Source organism: Mycobacterium sp. IS-1496 (genome assembly GCF_001499995.1).
Lineage (GTDB): Bacteria > Actinomycetota > Actinomycetes > Mycobacteriales > Mycobacteriaceae > Mycobacterium.
The window spans coordinates 24,869-41,803 of record NZ_LQIU01000031.1; the positions used below are offsets into that span (position 1 = coordinate 24,869).

The window sequence follows — 16,935 nt, forward strand, 5'->3', positions numbered from 1 at the left end:
GCTCACCCCACTTCCGAGGCGCCGACACTACGGTTGTTGACGAGATCCGCGGGGTCTCCGTCATCAACCGTAGGCTCGGCGCGGCTCAAGCCCAGTTCGTCGAGTACCGCGGCGGTATCGGCACCCAGCTCCGGCGCAGGCCCCCGCACGTGACCGGGTGTGCGCGAGAACCAGGTCGGCACACCGGGAAAGCGCACCGGGCCGTGCGAGGTCTCGACGGTCTCGAACAGCCCGACGGCGTTGAGGTGCGGGTGGTCGAACAGGGCGCCGGGACTCTGGATCGGCGCGGCCGGGATCTCCAACTCGCGGAACAACGCCAGCCACTCGTCGGTGGTGCGCTCCTTCAGCGTCTCGGCCACCAGGCCGTAGACGGTGTCGATCTGCTTCGCCCGCCGCTCGAGGGTCCCGTAGAGATCGTTGTCCCACACGGGTTTCACCGCGTCGACGAACGCGTTCCAGTGTTTGTCGTTGTAGATCAGCGCGGCGATGTAACCGTCTTTCGTCTCGTACGGCTTGCGGTTGGGCGCCACGGTGCGCGGATACACCGCAGGCCCGAGCGGGGGGTCGAACATGGCGCCGTTGGCATGTTCGACCAGCATGAAGGCGGCCATGGTCTCGAACATGCTGACCTCCACCTCCTGCCCCTCACCGGTGCGCTCACGGTGGAACAGGGCCATCATGGTGGCGTACAGCGCGGTCAGGCCGGCGACCTTGTCGGCCATGATGGTCCCGACGTAGTTGGCCTCGCCGGTGAGTTGTTCCTGCACGGCGGGGATACCGCATTCGGCCTGGATGGTGTCGTCGTAGGCGGGCAGATCACGGTCCGGGCCGCGGTGCCCGTAGCCGTAGCAGTTGGTGTAGACGATGCCCGGGTTCAGCGCGGCGACGTCGTCGTAGGCGAATCCGAGTTTGGCGATCGCCTTGGCCCGCATCGAATGGATGAACACATCGGCCTCGGCGATCAGCGCGCGCAGCGCCGCCTTGCCGTCCTCGGTGCGCAGGTCCAGCACGATGCCGCGCTTGCCGCGGTTGACGTTGACGAACACCCCGCTCATCCCCGGGGCGGGGCCGACCGAGATGAAGCGGGTGTTGTCCCCTTCCGGCGGTTCGACCTTCACGACGTCGGCGCCCATGTCGGCCATGATCTGGGTGCAGTACGGACCCATCACCATCGCGGTCAGGTCCACCACGCGCACACCCGCCAACGGCCCCGCCGTCTCAGCCATGTGAGGCTCCCTGCCCCGAGTTCTGCAGAGCCATCCCGAAGCTGTAGCGGATGTGGGCGTTGTGGCCGTCGGGCACCACCGGGAACACGACCGGCTGCGAGCGGTCGCGGATGGCGTCGAGGTCGGCGGCGACGTCCTCGACCGACCACGACGGCCGGTACACGCCCGGCGTCTCGGTGAGGACGGCCGTGGCCACCCGGCCTGCCAGCGCGACGAACATCTCGCCTGTCACCGAACAGGTTTCGTGCGCCAGCCAGCCGACGGTCGGCGCCACCAGTTCCGGGCCCATCGGCGGATAGGCCGACGTGTCGATCCCCTCGGCCATCCGGGTGACGGCCGCGGGCACGATGACGTTGCTCGTCACCCCGTGCGCCGCCCCTTCGATCGCCGCGACGTTCGACAGTCCGATCACCCCGGCCTTGGCGACCGCGTAGTTCACCACGTCGTGGTTGCCGTAGAGGCCGCCGATCGACGATGTCAGCACGATGCGGCCGTAGCCGGCGTCGCACATCACCGGGAACGCCGGCCGCACAACGTGGAACGCGCCGCGCAGGTGGACGTCGACCACCGCGTCGAAGTCCTCGTAGCTGATGTCGCGCAGCGATCCGCGCCGCACGTTGCCGGCGTTGTGGATCAGGATGTCCAGGCGGCCGTAGGTGTCCAGCGCCGCGTCGACGATCGCCTTTCCGCCTTCGGGCGTGGCCACCGACTCGGTGCTGGCGACCGCCTCGCCTCCGGCGGCGACGATCTCGCGCGCCACCTCCTGCGCGGGACCCTCGTCGCTGCCGTCGCCGGTCAGGCTGCCGCCGAGGTCGTTGACGACGACCTTCGCCCCGCGCGAGGCGAGCAGCAGCGCGTACGCCCGGCCGAGCCCGCGACCTCCGCCGGTGACGACGGCGACACGGCCGTCGTACCTGAGCTCAGCCATGCGCCGACCATCCGATTTGCGTAACGCCACGGCGGAATTTCGGGTGATCTTCCGCCGTGGCGTTACGCAAGTTGCAGGCCATCCAGATCGCCCTTCTCGCGCCAGGAGGCCAGCAGGTCGCCGAACGCGTAGAAGCCCGGACCGTACGGTTCGCCGAGGTGCGAGCGGATGCCCTCGCCGCCGCCACCGCCCTCGTTGTTGTAGTAGCCCGGCGTGCAGGAGGCGTCGAACGCCGAGTTGTCGACGGCCGTGTCCTTGACCGTCCGGCACCACGCCTCCTGGGCATCCTCGGTGGGCTCGACGACTTCGGCTCCCCGTTCGAGCGCCTGGGCGATCACGTAGGCGATGTGCTCACCCTGCAGTTCGTAGTTCGCCGCGATGTTGGCCGAGATCCCGACCTGGGTGAAGCCGGTGAAGAACTGGTTCGGGAAGCCGCGGCTGGTCATCCCGTGCAGCGTCTTGTACCCGTCGCGCCAGTAGTCGTAGAGCGACAGGCCGTCGCGGCCCTCGATCGCGTCGATCGAATACCGCCTGCTGATGTCCGTGGTGATCTCGAACCCACTGGCGTAGATGATGCAGTCGACCTCGTATTCGACGCCGCCTGCCACCAAACCCTTCTCGGTGACCTTCTCGACGCCCTTGGAGTCCGAGACGTCGACCAGCGTGACGTTCGGGCGGTTGAACGCCGGCAGGTATTCGTCGTTGGACAGTGGCCGCTTGCAGAGGAACCGGTAGAACGGCTTGAGCGCCTCGGCGGTCTCGGGATCGTCGACGAGGGCGTCGATGCGGCGGCGCAACCGCTCCATCAACTTGTAGTCCTCCTCCTCGCGGATCGCCATGAACTGCTCGGGCGTCAGCGAAGCGGGATCCTCGAGCGCCATCACCCGCGCCGCGGTGTTGCGGCCGATCTCGGTCCAGAAGTCGCACACCAGATCCGGCTGCCCGGGCGCCATCCCCTCGAACGTCCAGGCGTGGAAGTTGCGCTGGCGTTCCTTCTGCCAGCCCGGCTGCAGGGACTTCACCCACTCCGGATCGGTCGGCGCGTTGTTGCGTTCGTCGACGGTGGACGGCGTGCGCTGGAACACGTAGAGATGCTCGGCGTCACGCGCCAGGAACGGCACGATCTGGATGGCCGTCGCGCCGGTGCCGATGACGGCGACCTTCTTGTCGGCCAGCTTGTGCAGATTGCCGCTCGTGTCGCCCCCGGTGTAGTCGTAATCCCACCGCGACGAGTGGAAGGCGTGGCCCTTGAAGTCCCGGATGCCCGGAATGCCCGGCAGTTTCGGCCGGTGGAACGGACCCGACGCCAGCACCACGAACCGGGCGCGGATGTCGTCGTCGCGATTGGTGCTGATGCGCCAGCGGTGGATCTCGTCATCCCAGCGCAGATCCCTGACCTGAGTGGAGAAGATCGCCTTGTCGTAGAGGCCGAAGTGCTTGCCGATGTTGCGGCAGTGCTCGTAGATCTCGGCGCCGTCGGCGAACTTCTTGCTGGGCATGAAGTTCAGCTCTTCGAGCAACGGGATGTAGCAATAGGATTCGTTGTCGCACTGGATTCCCGGGTAGCGGTTCCAGTACCAGACGCCGCCGAAGTCGCCGCCCAGTTCGATGATCCGCACGTCGTCGACGCCGGCCTTCTTCAGGTGCGCCGCCGACAGCAGCCCGCCGAACCCGCCGCCGAGCACCGCCACGTCGATGTCCTCGTGGATCGGGTTGCGGGGCTGCACGGGGGTGTACGGATCGTTCTCGTAGTAGCCGGCGAACTCGTCGGTCAGCTCGACGTACTGTTTGGACCCTTCGGGACGAAGCCGTTTGGCGCGTTCCTGGGCGTACCTCTCGCGCAGCGCGTCGATGTCGAAGTCGTCCGGGGTCTGGGTCGGGGCGCAGTCGCTCATATCTCTCCTTGGGCGAATTCGGTGTCGTTGGTTGCGCTGAGCGCGACTGAGTGCACCGAGATCACAGTTCGCGGGGCTCTCCGGTGCCCATGTACTTCGACAGTTGGTGGTGCAGGTTGACGGTGCTGCGTTCGCGGTAGGGGTTGGGCATCGTGCCGGGGAAACCCGCGGACTTCATGCCCCGCTGCACGGCCGCCATGTTCGAGAAGTCCTGCGGCAGCACCGACAGCCAGTTCGGTGAGTCCTTCGGGGTGTACGCCCATTCCGTCTCGGGCTCTTCGCCTTTGGGGTACAGCTCGAACACGGCGACCTCGAAGATGCACTTGTTCGGGTCATAGCTCGGATCGGGCCGGGCCGAGTAGCACAGTGCGCTCGTCAGGCCCTGGCCGATCTGGAAGTTCGGGAACAGCTGCCACGCGGTGCCGCTCTGCCCCAGGATGTCCGGCGGGATCGTCGGCCAGATCACACCGCGGGCCTCGTCGTCACGACGCGCCGACGCCAGCCAGTGCTGCAGCACCTTGTCGGCCGGGGTGCCCTCGGGCAGTTCATCGACCAGCCGCTTGGCCGCGTTGACCAGCGTCTCGGTGGTGGTCGCGTTGGTCTGCTCCCACGTGTACATCTGCATCTCCGCGGTGGAGACCCGCGGATCGTCACCCGTCCCGAGCCGGATCTTGGACTTCGTCTCGTCCATGCCCTTCGGCGCGTCGTAGCCGATGTTGCTGTGCTTGCCCTGCGCCTTGGCCCAGCCCTTGAACTCGCCGAACTTGTTGAACTCCGGGTGGGTGGTGAACACGTGGTACGTCTCGTTGAAGGCCTCCAACGCCACTTTCCAGTTGCAGTCGAAGTACAACCACTTGCGCCACTTGTAGCGCATGTTCTCCAGCCCGAACGGGTCGAGGATCTTCGAGGCGGGAAACAGGTAGTCCGCCAACGGTTCACAGTGCGGGTCCATGTTGACGAACAGCCACCCGCCCCAGGTGTCCACCTGCACCGGCGCGAGGTGGGTGTTGCGCGGGGTGAGCTTGCCCTTCCAGTCGTCCTGTTCGCGGATGTGCGTACACGCGCCGTCGAGACCGTATGTCCAGCCGTGGAATCCGCAGACGAAGGACTTCCGCGCGCGGCCGACGGCGTTCTTCGCCCGGTCGGGGACGTCGATGAGCCGGCGACCCCGGTGCATGCACACGTTGTGGTGGGCGGTGAACTCGTCGGGCCCGGTGCGGACCACGATGATCGAGTCGTCGAGGATGTCGTAGGTCAGGTAACTGCCCACCTCGGGGATCTCCTCGACGCGCCCGACCTGCTGCCACACCTTGCGCCACAGCTTGTCCCGCTCCGCGCGGGCGTACTCCTCGGAGATGTACGCCTCGACCGGGATGGTCATCGAGTCCGACAGATCCTCGGCGATCTCACCCGTTGAGTCGTCCGGATCGGCGTCGACCTCGATCGCGGCGTCCAGGTCGGATTCTGTATGCGTCATCAGATCTCCTTGATCGCGGATCGGAAGCCTTCGTCCTTGAGGAACAACGACGTGTTGTCGGCGCCCAGATGGGTCCACTTGAGGTCGAGGCCGCCGTCGACCAGCAGTGTCTGGCCGGTGATGTAGCTCGACATGTCGGACAGCAGGAACAGGATGGCGTTTGCCTGTTCGACGGGTGTGCCCCGGCGGCCCATCGCGATCGCCGTGCGGTCCCGTTCGGGATCCTCGTCGACGTAGGTCGCCGAGGCGGCGGTCTCGGTGACACCGGGGGCGACGGCGTTGACGCGGATGTTGTCGAGCGCCAGTTCGACGGCCATGGTGCGGGTCATCGCGACCACCGCGGCTTTGGCCGTGCCGTAGGCGATGTGGAACGGGGCGGTGTTCATCCCACTGATCGACGACACCGAGACGATCGACCCCTTGAGGCCCTGTGACCTGATCTCGGCGGCGACGGCCTGGCTCATGAAGAACGCGGTTTCGAGGTTGGCGGTGAACAACGACCGCCAGTCGTCGCGGGTGACGCGGGTGGACGGCATCCATGTCGCGGGGGCGGCGCCGCCCGCGACGTTGACCAACCCGTAGAGATCGCCTTCGGTGCGCCGCACCTCGTCGAGGACGCGGGCGATGCCCTCGTCGGTCGAGGCGTCGGCGGCGACCGTGACGATCGACAGCCCCTTGGCGATCAGCGGACCGACGTGTTGGTCGAGGTTGTCCTGGTTGCGGCTGACCGCGATGACGGTCGCGCCCGCGGTGGCCGCCAGGTCGGTGACCGTGGTGCCGATCCCGCCACCACCCGCGCCGGAGACGACGACGATCCGGCCGGTCAGGTTCAACGACTCGTGCATACCCAACCTAATTGTCCGGACGACATACGGTGCTCTGCATATTGCAGAACACTATTCCGCAGGGTTTATCCGAACGTCAAGGGCCGAGAAACGGTGTTTGCCGCCTATTGTCTGGACTAGCCGGGGTTGATAACGTCCGGGTTCATGACGTCGCCGACCGAGTCGTTGCAGGCCACCCGCTACCCCGGCGCACAGCCGGCCGTCGCCGACGGGTGGCGCCTCGAGCGGGTGACCGCGCCGAGCCGGTTGTTCGGCGCCAATGGCCTGCGCACCGGCCCGGACGGCCGGGTCTACGTCGCCCAGGTGACCGGCAGCCAGATCAGCGCGCTCGACCTGGGCACCGCAAACCTGGAGACGGTCAGCCCGAAGGGCGGCGACATCATCGCCCCCGACGACGTGGCCTTCGGGCCGGACGGCGACCTGTACGCCACCGAGGTGATGGACGGCCGCGTCAGCGTGCGCGGGACCGACGGCCGGACCCGCGTGCTGCGCGACGACCTGCCGTGCGCCAACGGCATCACCGTCCACCAGGGACGGCTGTTCGTCGGCGAGTGCCGCGAGGGCGGACGGCTGATGGAACTCGACGGCAACGGCGGCATCGTCCGCACCCTCGCCGAGAACCTGCCGTCGCCGAACGCGATGGAGGTGGGTCCGGACGGATTGTTGTACTACCCGCTGATGACGGCCAACGAGATCTGGCGCATCCATCCCGACAGCGGCGAGCCGCAACGCGTCGCGGGTGACCTCGGAGTGCCCGACGCGGTGAAGTTCGACGCCGACGGGTTCATCGTCTCCACGCAGGTGGCCAGCGGACAGGTGTTGCGCATCGACCCGCGCAGCGGTGCGCAGACGCTGCTCGCCCAGCTGTCGCCCGGACTGGACAACCTGACGTTCGTCGGCGACCGGTTGTTCGTCTCCAATTTCACCGGCGAGATCACCGAGATCCTGGCGGGCGGCGACACCCGCACCACCCTGGCCGGCGGGCTGAACTGGCCGCTGGACCTGGCGGTCGGCGACGACGGCGGCCTCTACGTCGCCGACGGCACGTACTTCTACCTCGTGCAGGCCGATGGTTCGCTGCAGACCGTCGGCATGCTGTTCACCCCCGGCTATCCCGGCTTCCTGCGTGGTCTGGCCCCCACGGGCGGCGGTGAGTTCGTGGTCACCACCTCGGGCGGCCAGGTGACCCGGTACCGTCCCGCCGCCGGCGAAAGCGACGTTCTGGCAGACGGTTTCGACCAGCTGTACGGGATCGCGACGGCTCCCGGCGGCGCGGCCGTGTTCGCCGAACTCGGCACCGGGCGGGTGCACTCGGTGCATGACGGCACCGTGCAGCTGCTGGCAGCGGACCTGCGCGAACCCGTGGGCGTCGCGATCGGGCCGGACGGCACTGCGCTGGTCGCCGAATCCGGAGCCGGGCGGGTGGTGCGCCTGGCGGGGACCCAGGTTGTCACCGTCGTCGACGGGTTGCAGCGGCCCCAGGGGCTGCTGGTCGACGGCGGCGTCCTCTACATCGTCGACGCCGGGGCCAAAGAGGTGATCGCGGTGGACCTGGACAGTGGTGACCGCCGGACGATCGCCTCCGGGCTGCCCGTCGGCCCCCCGCCGGGCGTGGAGCCCAAACCGCTGCGGGGGATGCCGCCGTTCTCCGGCCCGCAGGGACCGTTCGCGGGCATCGCGATGGGCCGGGACGGAACGCTGTTCGTCTCCGCCGACGGCGACGGCAGCGTGCTGGCGCTGCGGCGCGACACCCGCAGCACATGAGCGTCACCCACACCGAGCACCGCTACCTGCAGGTGGCTCGCACCCTGCGCAAGGAGATCGTCGACGGGGTGTATCCGGTCGGCTCTCAGCTGCCCACCGAGCACGAGTTGTGCGAACGGTTCGCGGTCAGCCGCTTCACCATCCGGGAGGCGCTGCGCCGGCTGCGCGAGGACAACCTGGTCACCTCACGCCCCAGGGCGGGCACCCTGGTGGTGCCCCGCCCGGCGGGCAACACCTACGCCCAGGACGTGATGTCGATCGACGATCTGCTGGCGTTCGCCGCGGGCGCGCAGTTCACCGTCGAGTCGAACGCCACCGTGACCGTCGATGCCGAACTCGCCGAGCGGACGCGGCTCCCCCTCGGCTCGGAATGGCTCGCGGTGCTGGGTTACCGCCAGGCCGACACCGCATCGACGCCCATCTGCCGCACGGAGTACTACATCAACCGCGCGTTCGCCGCCGTGGGCCGGCTGCTGCCCCGGCACACCGGCCCGATCTTCCCGCTGATCGAGGACCTGTTCGGGGTCAGTGTGGTCGAGGTGCACCAGGAGATCGCCGCGGTGGTGCTGCCCGCCGGGGTGGCCGGCCGGCTCGGCGTCGAATCCGGCAGCGCCGCACTGCAGATGCAACGCACGTACACCACCTCCGACGGTGAGGTCGCCCAGGTCACGGTGAACACGCACCCGGCGGCGCGCTACCGGCACTCGATGACGATGCGCCGGGTCAAGGGTTAGACCGGTGCCTCTCCGGTCGGACGACAGCCGCGTCGCGGACGCCTACGCCCGCGGGCTGTGGGTGCGCACCACCCTGGCCGACAGCCTGCGCGACGCCGCGCGGCGGACACCGGACCGCGTCGTCCTGGTGGACGGCGACTGCCGGCTGACCTGCGCGGTGCTGCTCGAGCGGGCCACCGCACTGGCCCATGCGCTCACCGCGCGCCTGCCCGCGCGCAGCGTCGTGTCGTTCATGCTGCCCAACTGGCACGAGGCCGCCGTCGTGTACCTGGGTGCGACGCTGGCCGGGATGGTGGTCAACCCGATCCTGCCGTCGCTGCGCGACCACGAACTGCGCTTCCTGCTCGACGACGTGGACAGCCGGATGGTCTTCGTCCCCGCCCGGTTCCGCGGTCACGACTACGCCGCGATGTTGCACCGGGTGGCCGGCGCACTGGACCGGCCGCCCGAGGTGGTGGTGGTCCGGGGCGAGGACGGGGGCCACACCGCGTACCGGGAGTTGTTCGACGACTCGCCGGCCACCGCGCTGCGCGCACCCGATCCGGACGAGGTGCGGATGGTGATGTACACCTCCGGAACCACGGGCCGCCCCAAAGGCGTTCTCCACAGTCACAATTCGATCCATGCGCTGATCTCCCAGATTCGGGACCACTGGCGGGTGGACCCCGGCGACGCGTTCCTCGTGCCGTCGCCCATCGCCCACATCGGCGGGTCGATCTACGCGTTCGAGTGCCCGCTGCTGCTGGGCACCACCGCCGTGCTGATGGAACGCTGGGACGCCGACGAGGCCGTCGCGCTGATGACCGCCGAGCACTGCACGCACATGGCCGGCGCCACGCCGTTCCTGCAACAGCTGCTGGCCGCCGCCGAACGCGCGGGCACCCGGTTGCCGGATCTGAAGGTGTTCATCTGCGGTGGCGCCTCGGTGCCGCCGTCGTTGATCCGGCGCGCGGCGGCGTATTTCGACCGGGCCGCCGTCACCCGTGTCTACGGGTCGACCGAGGTGCCGGTGACCACCGTCGGCGCCCTGCAGGACCCCGGATACGCCGCCGACTCCGACGGCGGGCCCGGGATCGCCGACGTCCGCCTGGTCGACGGTGAGATCCGCGCCCGCGGCGCCCAGATGCTCGTGGGCTACCACCACGCCGAGGACGAGCTCGAATCCTTCGACGAGGACGGCTACTTCCGCACCGGCGACCTCGCCCGCTGGGACGGCGGCCACCTGGTCGTCACGGGACGCGCGAAGGACCTCATCATCCGCAACGGCGAGAACATCTCGCCGAAGGAGATCGAGGATCTGCTCGTGGGCAGCGCGGGGATCGCCGAGATCGCGGTGGTGGGCGTGCCGGATGCGCGCACCGGTGAACGGGCCTGCGCCGTCATCGTTCCTGCGGACGGCGCCCGTCCCGACGTGGCGGACCTGCGCCGGGTGCTGCAGACCCACGGTGTGGCCACGTTCAAGATCCCGGAACAGGTCGAGCTCTGGGATGCATTGCCGCGCAACGATGCCGGCAAAGTGCTCAAGCACCGGATTCGGGCGGTGCTGACAACCCGGAAGGTGGAGTGAGATGCAGGTCGCCATAGTCACGGGAGCGAGCAGCGGCATCGGGTTCGGCTGCGCGACGAAACTCGCCGAAGCGGGGATGGCGGTGCTGGGCACCGGGCGCGACGAGGAGCGGCTCGCCGAACTGCGAGCCGCCATCGGCGACCCCGACCGGGTGCAGACCCTCGCGGTCGACCTCACCGCCGACGACGCGCCGCAGCGTGTCGTGGCCGCCGCCGTGGAGCGGTGGGGCCACATCGACTTCCTGGTCAACAACGCCGGGGTGGGCAGCCCGAAACCGCTGCACGAGACCGACGACGAATCCTTGGACTATTTCCTGGGTCTGATGCTGCGCGCGCCGTTCCGGCTGGCCCGCGACGTCATCCCACACATGGGGCCCGGCTCGGCGATCATCAACGTCACCTCCACCTTCGCCGTCGTGGGCGGCCTGCGCGGGGGTGCGTACTCGGCCGCCAAGGGCGGGCTCACCGCGCTGACCACGCACATCGCCTGCCAGTACGGTCCCCAGGGGATCCGCTGCAACGCCGTCGCCCCCGGCGTCACGCTGACGCCGATGGTGGCGAGCCGCCTCGAGGACGAGCGGTTCCGCAAGATCAACACCGAGATGACGCCGTACCCGCGGCTGGGCAAGGTCGAGGACCTCGCGGCCACGGTCGCGTTCCTGTGTTCCGAAGGCGGCAGTTTCATCAACGGGCAGACCATCGTCGTCGACGGTGGGTGGAGTTCGACCAAGTACCTGTCGGACTTCGCACTGAACTCGGAGTGGGTTGCGCGGTGATGAGCGCTTGCGCGAAGAGCAGACAACAATGAACCTGTTTGCCCTGCTCGACCAGGCCGCCGCGCGATTCGGTGACCGGGGCGCGGTGTATCACGGTGAGCGGCAGGTGTGTACGTGGGCGGAGCTGCGGGAGCGGGCGCTGCGGTTGGCGGGCGCGCTGCGCGGTGAGCCGGGCACCCGGATCGCCGTGGCGTCGGAGAACCGCCCGGAGATCGTCGAGTTGATGTTCGGGATCTGGGCCGCGGAGTTCGTCTACGTCCCGATCAACTACAAGCTGCACGAACGCGAGATGGCCGACATCGTCGCGGATTCCGGTGCGGCGCAGGTGTTCGCGTCGCCGGCGATCGCCGGCCGGCTGGACGTCGACGTACCGGTCGAGACCATCGGCGCCGATCCGTACGAGCGGTGGTTCGCCGGCGAGCCCGCCGCGCCCCCGGACACCGATCCGGCCGCGCTGGCGTGGTTGTTCTACACCAGCGGTACCACCGGCCGGTCCAAGGGCGCGATGCTGTCGCACCGCAACCTGATGGCGATGACCGTGTCCCACCTCGCGGACTTCGATGCGCCCGACCAGGATTGCAGCCTCGTCCACGGTGCGCCGATGTCGCACGGGTCGGGTCTGTACATACCGCCGTACGTGCTGCGCGGCGCCCGTCAGGTGATTCCCGCGTCGGGGGCGTTCGATCCGGAGGAGTTCCTCGACCTGTGCGGACACCATCCGGGGTGCAGCGCGTTCCTCGCGCCCACGATGGTGCAGCGCCTCGTGCAGACCGGCCGCCCCCGCCCGCGGAATCTGCGCACCGTCGTCTACGGGGGCGGACCCATGTACGTCGACAGCCTCAAGAAGGCGATGGCGGCGTTCGGCCCGATCTTCGTCCAGCTCTACGGTCAGGGCGAGGCGCCGATGACCATCACCGGCCTGCGCCGCGCCGATCACCTCGGTGCGGACGACGCGATCCTCGGGTCCGTGGGCTATGCCCGGTCCGGGGTGGACGTGGCCGTGGTGCGGGAGGACGGTACGCCCGCGGCGGTCGACGAGATCGGTGAGATCGTCTGCCGCGGTGACGTGGTCATGTCGGGTTACTGGCACAACCCCGAGGCGACCGCGACCACCCTGCGCCACGGGTGGCTGCACACCGGGGACATGGGGTCGTTCGACGGCCGCGGATATCTCACACTGCGGGACCGGTCGAAGGACGTGGTGATCAGCGGCGGCAGCAACATCTACCCCCGCGAGGTCGAGGAGGTGCTGATCGAGCACCCCGGCGTGGCCGAGGCGTGCGTGGTCGGCGCACCCGACCAGGAGTGGGGTGAGATCGTCGTCGCGTTCATCGTCGGGACTGCCGATCCGGCGGACCTCGACGCGCACCTGCTGACCCGCATCGCACGATTCAAGCGGCCCAAACGCTACGAATTCGTCGACGAGCTACCGAAGAACAGCTACGGCAAGGTGCTCAAGCGGGCGTTGCGCGCGCAACTGGCGTGAGACCGGGCGATTTCGGCGCGCTCACCGACGCTGAGCGTATGCCAGCGCGCCCAAATCACGATCTCGCCAGGCATGCTTGACCCCATGAAGGTTGTCATCGCCGGTGGACACGGCAAGATCGCACTGCACCTCGAACGTCTCCTCGCCCAGCGGGGCGACACGGCGGTCGGGCTGATCCGCAACCCCGACCACGCGGACGACCTGAGGCGCGTCGGTGGGGAGCCACTGGTGCTCGACCTGGAGAAGGCCTCCGTCGACGAGGTGATCGACGCGGTGCGGGGCGCCGACGCGGTCGTCTTCGCCGCGGGGGCGGGGCCGGGCAGCGGTGCGGAGCGCAAGGAGACCGTGGATCGCGACGCGGCGATCCTGCTGGCCGACGCCGCCGAAGCCGCCGGCGTCAAGCGCTATGTGACGATCTCGTCGATGGGCGCGAACACCGAGGCGCCCGACGACGCGGGTGATCCGGTGTTCGTGACCTACCTGCGGGCCAAGGGCGCCGCCGACGACGCCGTGCGGTCCCGGCGCGCACTCGACACGACCATCGTGCGGCCCGGACGGCTCACCGACGATCCCGGCACCGGCCGGGTGCACATCGCGGACTCCACCGGCTACGGCGCGATCCCCCGCGAGGACGTCGCGGCCGTCCTGCTCACCGTGCTCGACAACCCGGCCACCGCCGGCCGCACCTTCGAGTTGATCGGCGGGGACACCCCGGTCGACGACGCGGTCGCCGCGGTCGGCTGAGTCACCACATCAGGCCGCGGACCATCTCGACCGGCGGGATGTCCTCCACCGCGATCAGTCCCCGGGGCGCCCGGCAGACCCAGTCGATGACGTTGACGATTCGCGCGGCGGTGGAGACACACCCGGCCTCGGTGACGTCGAGCCGGGGGTGCGACACGTGGGTGTTCAGTTCGACGCGCGGCTCGCCCTCGACCACCACCCGGTGGACACCGGTCCTGCCATCCGGTGGGTACTCCCACTGCGGAGCGGCCGCGGTGGTGAGGCGGGTGATGTGTTCGATGGTGATGACGGGTGCGCCGTCGCGGACACCTTCCACGGCGAATCGCACGGCGGCCATGCCACCGGGCTCGACGGTCGCCATCGTGCATTCGATCCGCGTCGGCGTGTACCACGGCTCGATCCGCTGCCGGACGTCGTCCAGCGCGATGCCGAGCTGACCGGCGAGGTTGCGCACCTGCCCACCCCACATCGACGTGAGGACCCCGGGGAGATAGAACAGGGGCTGCTCGTCCTCAGCGGAGAGCCCGAATCCCATTGACTTGCCCGTGAATTCGAAGTCGTCGTAGTTGCCGTAATCGAAGATCTCCTGCACCGTGACCGACGTCGCCCGTGTCACCAGGCTCAGCGCACTGTGCACCTCGGTGTCACCCGAGTAGCCGGGGTCTATGCCGTTGACGTACAGCGACGCGTCGCCGGCGTCACACGCCTGCTCCAACGGCACCCGCAGCCAGTCATCGGCCAGCCGGGGGGTCACCAACCACACCAGTGAACTGGCGACGACGTTGATACCCGCGGACAAGATCGTCGTCAACTGCTCGAGCGCCTCCATCGGCCGCGTCTCGGCCTGAGCCGTGTAGACGACACAGTCCGGCGCCAGGGCGATCAACGCGTCGAGGTTGTCCGTGGCGACGATGCCGGTCGGCTCACTCGAACCACACAGGTCGGCCGCGTCGCGCCCGATCTTCCCGGGACTCGACGCGTGCACGCCCACCAGCTCGAGATCCGGCCTGCCGATGACCGCCCGCAGTGAATGCTGCCCGACGTTGCCGGTGGCGAACTGAACGACCCTGCGCATCGTCTGTCCTCGTTCAGTAGTCGGGTATGGGCAGAGGCGAGTTGTTCGAGTCGATGCCGCCGTCGACGTGGAAGATCGCGTTCGTCGCATAGCAGTCCCGCGTGGACAGGTACACGCACAATCGTCCGAGGTCCTCGACGTCACCGAGGCGATGCAGGGGTGTCGACGCGGTCATCTTCTCCAGCGATCCGGGCAGCATGTCGAGGCTGCCCTGCAACCCCTCCGTGGCGAACGAGCCCAGCGCGATGGCGTTGACACGGATCTTCGGGGCGAGTTCCTGCGCCATCGCCCGGGTCAGCGCCTCGAGGGCGCCCTTGGCGGTGCAGTACGCCGCCAAGGCGCGGATACCGAATCGCGCCGAGCCCGAGGAGATGTTGATGACCGAGCCGCGGCCGGCCTCGATCATGTGCGGGGCGACCAGCTGGCTCATGATGAACGCCGACGTCACACACCAGTCGAAGGTGTGCCGGAAGTCCTCGTCGGTGATGTCGAGGAAGCGCGCGTACGTCGATCCCCCGACGTTGTTGACCAGGATGTCGATGTGACCGAACCGGTCGATCGCCGTGCCGACCACACGCTCACCGTCGGGGCGGCTCATCGCGTCGGCGACCAGGGCGAGGCCCTTCCCGCCCGCCTCTTCGATACCGGCGATCGTGCCGACGATGTCCTTCTCGGTGCGCGCTGTGCCCACGACGGTCGCACCGGCCTCGGCCAGGACTCGCGCAATCCCCTGTCCCACACCTTTTCCCGCCCCGGTCACGATCGCGACCCGACCGCCGAGGTCGAACTGCTCGAGCGCCATGCCGCCCCTCTCGCCGACTGACCGCAGTCAACCACAGACCAGGGTCGATGATCCAGCTATTGTGGATACATGGCAGTGGTGGACAAGCCGTCGGCCCGCGAGACCAAGCGTCTGCAGACCCGGGAGAGGCTGATGGGCGCGGCGATCGCCGAGTTCAAGCGGTCCGGGATCGCCGCGGCCGATGTCGGCGCCATCGTGGCCGCGGCCGGGGTCGCGCACGGCACCTTCTTCTTCCACTTCCCCACCAAGGAACACGTGCTGCTCGAACTCGAGCGACGAGAAGAGGAACGCATCGCCAAGCAACTCAAACGGTCGGCGGCTGCGATGCCCGACGTCAAATCGGTTCTGCAGGAGTCGGTCCGGCTCGTCCTCGGGCTCGAGCGGCGCCTGGGGTCGGTTCTGTTCAAGGACTTCCTCGCGCTGCACTTCTCGCAGACGCGGCCCATCGACGAGAGCGCCCAGCACCCGGTGATCGTCGAGCTCGCCGGCGGGATCGAACGGGCGCAGCGGCGCGGTGAGGTGGACGCCGAGGTCAATCCCGTGAACAGCGCGGTGTTCTTCCTGCTGGGCCTCTATGCACTCTTGACCACCACGCACAACTGGCCGACGCAGAGCGCGATGCTCGACGACTACGTGACGCAAACCCTGCGGGGTCTCGACGTGAGGTGATTCGTTGACTTAGGTCAACGTTGCTGCGATGCTCTGGGTGCCGATCCCAGGAGGGTGCTGTGAATCCGCCCACGTCCGCCGCCGCCGTCGGCGGCCTCGAGGAGCACATGGAGCGCTCGCGACTGGCGCAGCGCCGGGCCGACAAGTGGCTCATCTCCGGCAGCCTGCTCATCGGGACCGCAGCGCTGGGGATCTTCGGCCTCCCGCTGTTCCTTCGAGGCGTGTGGCTGCTGCGCGAGGCGCAGCGCGAAGGACTGTCGGTACGGCCGATGATCGTCACCCTGATCGGATACCTGGTGATCATCGACGCCGCGATCAACACCGTGGGATGGGCACTCGACCTCGTCGCCAGCCACACCATCCTGGCGCGAATCCTGCTGAACGGCTGGGGCGCGATGTTCGACGCCGGCTACTTCTGGCACTACAACGAACTCTGGCTGGGCGGGGCGGCCGGGCCGGGCGAGAAGGCCATGGAGGTCGGGATGATCCTGACCGTCTTCACGATGCGCATCGCCGCCGGTATCGGCTTCCTGCAGATGAAGCGCTGGGGCCATCAATGGATGATCGTCACCTGCTGGATGGGCGTCGTCATCTGGTGTCTCTACGTGTTCAACATGACCATGTACGCCGACGTGCGCTATGCGGGCACGATCTTCCCCGTCGTCGGGTGGTGGTTGTACGACATCTTCTACATCACGCCGTTCCTGGCCATCCCCTACCTGCACACCGTCAACCGGGAGATCTTCGCGGACTGACTCAACTCATTGACTTACGTCAGTGAAGCGGATACAAAGTACTCACCATGACGGCTCAAGTCAGGACGTCGGTGCGCGTCTTCGTGCTCGGGATCCACGCAGTACCGACCACCACCGACATCCCGGGCACAGGGGACGCGACGCCGGCCGAACCCGTCGCCCCGGCCGTGCGCGGTCCGGCGATTCGATGACG

Annotated in this window: 16 protein-coding genes; 9 read left to right on the plus strand and 7 right to left on the minus strand. The window is 68.4% G+C overall.

The genetic code is table 11. The features are described 5' to 3' along the window. Positions 1–2 precede the first annotated feature (2 nt). From AU195_RS16490 to AU195_RS16510, 5 genes are all read right to left on the minus strand, one after another. Complete coding sequence (locus AU195_RS16490; protein ID WP_059160138.1) at positions 3–1,226, minus strand: CaiB/BaiF CoA transferase family protein; 1,224 nt, start codon at positions 1,224–1,226, stop codon at positions 3–5. Then, positions 1,219–2,154 carry an SDR family NAD(P)-dependent oxidoreductase gene (locus AU195_RS16495; RefSeq protein ID WP_059160139.1) on the minus strand — a complete coding sequence of 312 codons (936 nt, stop codon included), beginning with the start codon at positions 2,152–2,154 and terminating at the stop codon, positions 1,219–1,221. The genes AU195_RS16490 and AU195_RS16495 overlap by 8 nt, the downstream gene beginning before the upstream one ends. A gap of 62 nt (positions 2,155–2,216) precedes the next feature. Then, entirely contained in the window at positions 2,217–4,049 is a 1,833-nt protein-coding gene (locus AU195_RS16500) for a flavin-containing monooxygenase (protein ID WP_059160140.1), read from the minus strand. Positions 4,050–4,110: 61 nt separating this feature from the next. Further along, entirely contained in the window at positions 4,111–5,526 is a 1,416-nt protein-coding gene (locus AU195_RS16505; protein WP_059160141.1) for an aromatic ring-hydroxylating oxygenase subunit alpha, read from the minus strand. Further along, on the minus strand, positions 5,526–6,371 hold the full coding sequence (locus AU195_RS16510; protein WP_059160142.1) for an SDR family NAD(P)-dependent oxidoreductase: 846 nt from the start codon (positions 6,369–6,371) through the stop codon (positions 5,526–5,528). The genes AU195_RS16505 and AU195_RS16510 overlap by 1 nt, the downstream gene beginning before the upstream one ends. 144 nt (positions 6,372–6,515) lie before the next feature. Between AU195_RS16510 and AU195_RS16515 the strand changes: the two genes are divergently transcribed. From AU195_RS16515 to AU195_RS16540, 6 genes are all read left to right on the plus strand, one after another. Then, a complete protein-coding gene (locus AU195_RS16515) occupies positions 6,516–8,135 on the plus strand; it encodes an SMP-30/gluconolactonase/LRE family protein (RefSeq protein ID WP_059160143.1) in 1,620 nt (539 codons plus the stop codon). Next, a complete protein-coding gene (locus tag AU195_RS16520; RefSeq protein WP_059160144.1) occupies positions 8,132–8,869 on the plus strand; it encodes a GntR family transcriptional regulator in 738 nt (245 codons plus the stop codon). Before AU195_RS16515 ends, AU195_RS16520 begins: the two co-directional genes overlap by 4 nt. 4 nt (positions 8,870–8,873) lie before the next feature. Then, on the plus strand, positions 8,874–10,436 hold the full coding sequence (locus tag AU195_RS16525) for an AMP-binding protein (RefSeq protein WP_059160145.1): 1,563 nt from the start codon (positions 8,874–8,876) through the stop codon (positions 10,434–10,436). Position 10,437: 1 nt separating this feature from the next. Further along, on the plus strand, positions 10,438–11,211 hold the full coding sequence (locus tag AU195_RS16530) for an SDR family NAD(P)-dependent oxidoreductase (RefSeq protein ID WP_059160146.1): 774 nt from the start codon (positions 10,438–10,440) through the stop codon (positions 11,209–11,211). A gap of 28 nt (positions 11,212–11,239) precedes the next feature. Beyond that, positions 11,240–12,697 (plus strand): acyl-CoA synthetase, encoded by a 1,458-nt coding sequence (locus AU195_RS16535; protein WP_059160147.1) that lies wholly within the window; start codon positions 11,240–11,242, stop codon positions 12,695–12,697. 84 nt (positions 12,698–12,781) lie between these two features. Continuing rightward, entirely contained in the window at positions 12,782–13,441 is a 660-nt protein-coding gene (locus tag AU195_RS16540; protein ID WP_059160148.1) for an NAD(P)H-binding protein, read from the plus strand. Position 13,442: 1 nt separating this feature from the next. Here AU195_RS16540 and AU195_RS16545 read toward each other — a convergent pair whose 3' ends face one another. Both AU195_RS16545 and AU195_RS16550 read right to left on the minus strand, forming a co-directional pair. Continuing rightward, the gene (locus AU195_RS16545; RefSeq protein WP_059160149.1) at positions 13,443–14,516 is read right to left on the minus strand and encodes an NAD(P)H-dependent amine dehydrogenase family protein; all 1,074 of its coding nucleotides are present in this window, start codon (positions 14,514–14,516) and stop codon (positions 13,443–13,445) included. A gap of 13 nt (positions 14,517–14,529) precedes the next feature. Further along, positions 14,530–15,318: an SDR family NAD(P)-dependent oxidoreductase gene (locus AU195_RS16550; RefSeq protein ID WP_059160150.1), complete on the minus strand. Its 789-nt coding sequence runs from the start codon at positions 15,316–15,318 to the stop codon at positions 14,530–14,532. 69 nt (positions 15,319–15,387) lie between these two features. On the opposite strand from AU195_RS16550, the gene AU195_RS16555 reads away from it, so the two are divergent. The 3 genes from AU195_RS16555 to AU195_RS25730 all read left to right on the plus strand — a co-directional run bounded on the left by AU195_RS16555 (position 15,388) and on the right by AU195_RS25730 (position 16,933). After that, positions 15,388–15,987 (plus strand): TetR family transcriptional regulator, encoded by a 600-nt coding sequence (locus AU195_RS16555; RefSeq protein ID WP_059160151.1) that lies wholly within the window; start codon positions 15,388–15,390, stop codon positions 15,985–15,987. A 107-nt stretch (positions 15,988–16,094) separates the two neighbouring features. Beyond that, positions 16,095–16,742 carry a hypothetical protein gene (locus tag AU195_RS16560; protein WP_172800612.1) on the plus strand — a complete coding sequence of 216 codons (648 nt, stop codon included), beginning with the start codon at positions 16,095–16,097 and terminating at the stop codon, positions 16,740–16,742. A gap of 47 nt (positions 16,743–16,789) precedes the next feature. Next, positions 16,790–16,933 (plus strand): hypothetical protein, encoded by a 144-nt coding sequence (locus AU195_RS25730; RefSeq protein ID WP_157531158.1) that lies wholly within the window; start codon positions 16,790–16,792, stop codon positions 16,931–16,933. Positions 16,934–16,935 lie beyond the last annotated feature (2 nt).

Excerpts from the sequence above, each read along its gene's own strand:
- AU195_RS16540 (WP_059160148.1), top strand. The coding sequence starts at position 12,782 with ATGAAGGTTGTCATCGCCGGTGGACACGGCAAGATCGCACTGCACCTC.
- AU195_RS16535 (WP_059160147.1), top strand. The coding sequence starts at position 11,240 with ATGAACCTGTTTGCCCTGCTCGACCAGGCCGCCGCGCGATTCGGTGAC.
- AU195_RS25730 (WP_157531158.1), top strand. The coding sequence starts at position 16,790 with ATGACGGCTCAAGTCAGGACGTCGGTGCGCGTCTTCGTGCTCGGGATC.
- AU195_RS16495 (WP_059160139.1), bottom strand. The coding sequence starts at position 2,154 with ATGGCTGAGCTCAGGTACGACGGCCGTGTCGCCGTCGTCACCGGCGGA.
- AU195_RS16555 (WP_059160151.1), top strand. The coding sequence starts at position 15,388 with ATGGCAGTGGTGGACAAGCCGTCGGCCCGCGAGACCAAGCGTCTGCAG.
- AU195_RS16515 (WP_059160143.1), top strand. The coding sequence starts at position 6,516 with ATGACGTCGCCGACCGAGTCGTTGCAGGCCACCCGCTACCCCGGCGCA.
- AU195_RS16530 (WP_059160146.1), top strand. The coding sequence starts at position 10,438 with ATGCAGGTCGCCATAGTCACGGGAGCGAGCAGCGGCATCGGGTTCGGC.
- AU195_RS16505 (WP_059160141.1), bottom strand. The coding sequence starts at position 5,526 with ATGACGCATACAGAATCCGACCTGGACGCCGCGATCGAGGTCGACGCC.
- AU195_RS16510 (WP_059160142.1), bottom strand. The coding sequence starts at position 6,371 with ATGCACGAGTCGTTGAACCTGACCGGCCGGATCGTCGTCGTCTCCGGC.
- AU195_RS16490 (WP_059160138.1), bottom strand. The coding sequence starts at position 1,226 with ATGGCTGAGACGGCGGGGCCGTTGGCGGGTGTGCGCGTGGTGGACCTG.
- AU195_RS16545 (WP_059160149.1), bottom strand. The coding sequence starts at position 14,516 with ATGCGCAGGGTCGTTCAGTTCGCCACCGGCAACGTCGGGCAGCATTCA.
- AU195_RS16500 (WP_059160140.1), bottom strand. The coding sequence starts at position 4,049 with ATGAGCGACTGCGCCCCGACCCAGACCCCGGACGACTTCGACATCGAC.
- AU195_RS16520 (WP_059160144.1), top strand. The coding sequence starts at position 8,132 with ATGAGCGTCACCCACACCGAGCACCGCTACCTGCAGGTGGCTCGCACC.
- AU195_RS16560 (WP_172800612.1), top strand. The coding sequence starts at position 16,095 with ATGGAGCGCTCGCGACTGGCGCAGCGCCGGGCCGACAAGTGGCTCATC.
- AU195_RS16550 (WP_059160150.1), bottom strand. The coding sequence starts at position 15,318 with ATGGCGCTCGAGCAGTTCGACCTCGGCGGTCGGGTCGCGATCGTGACC.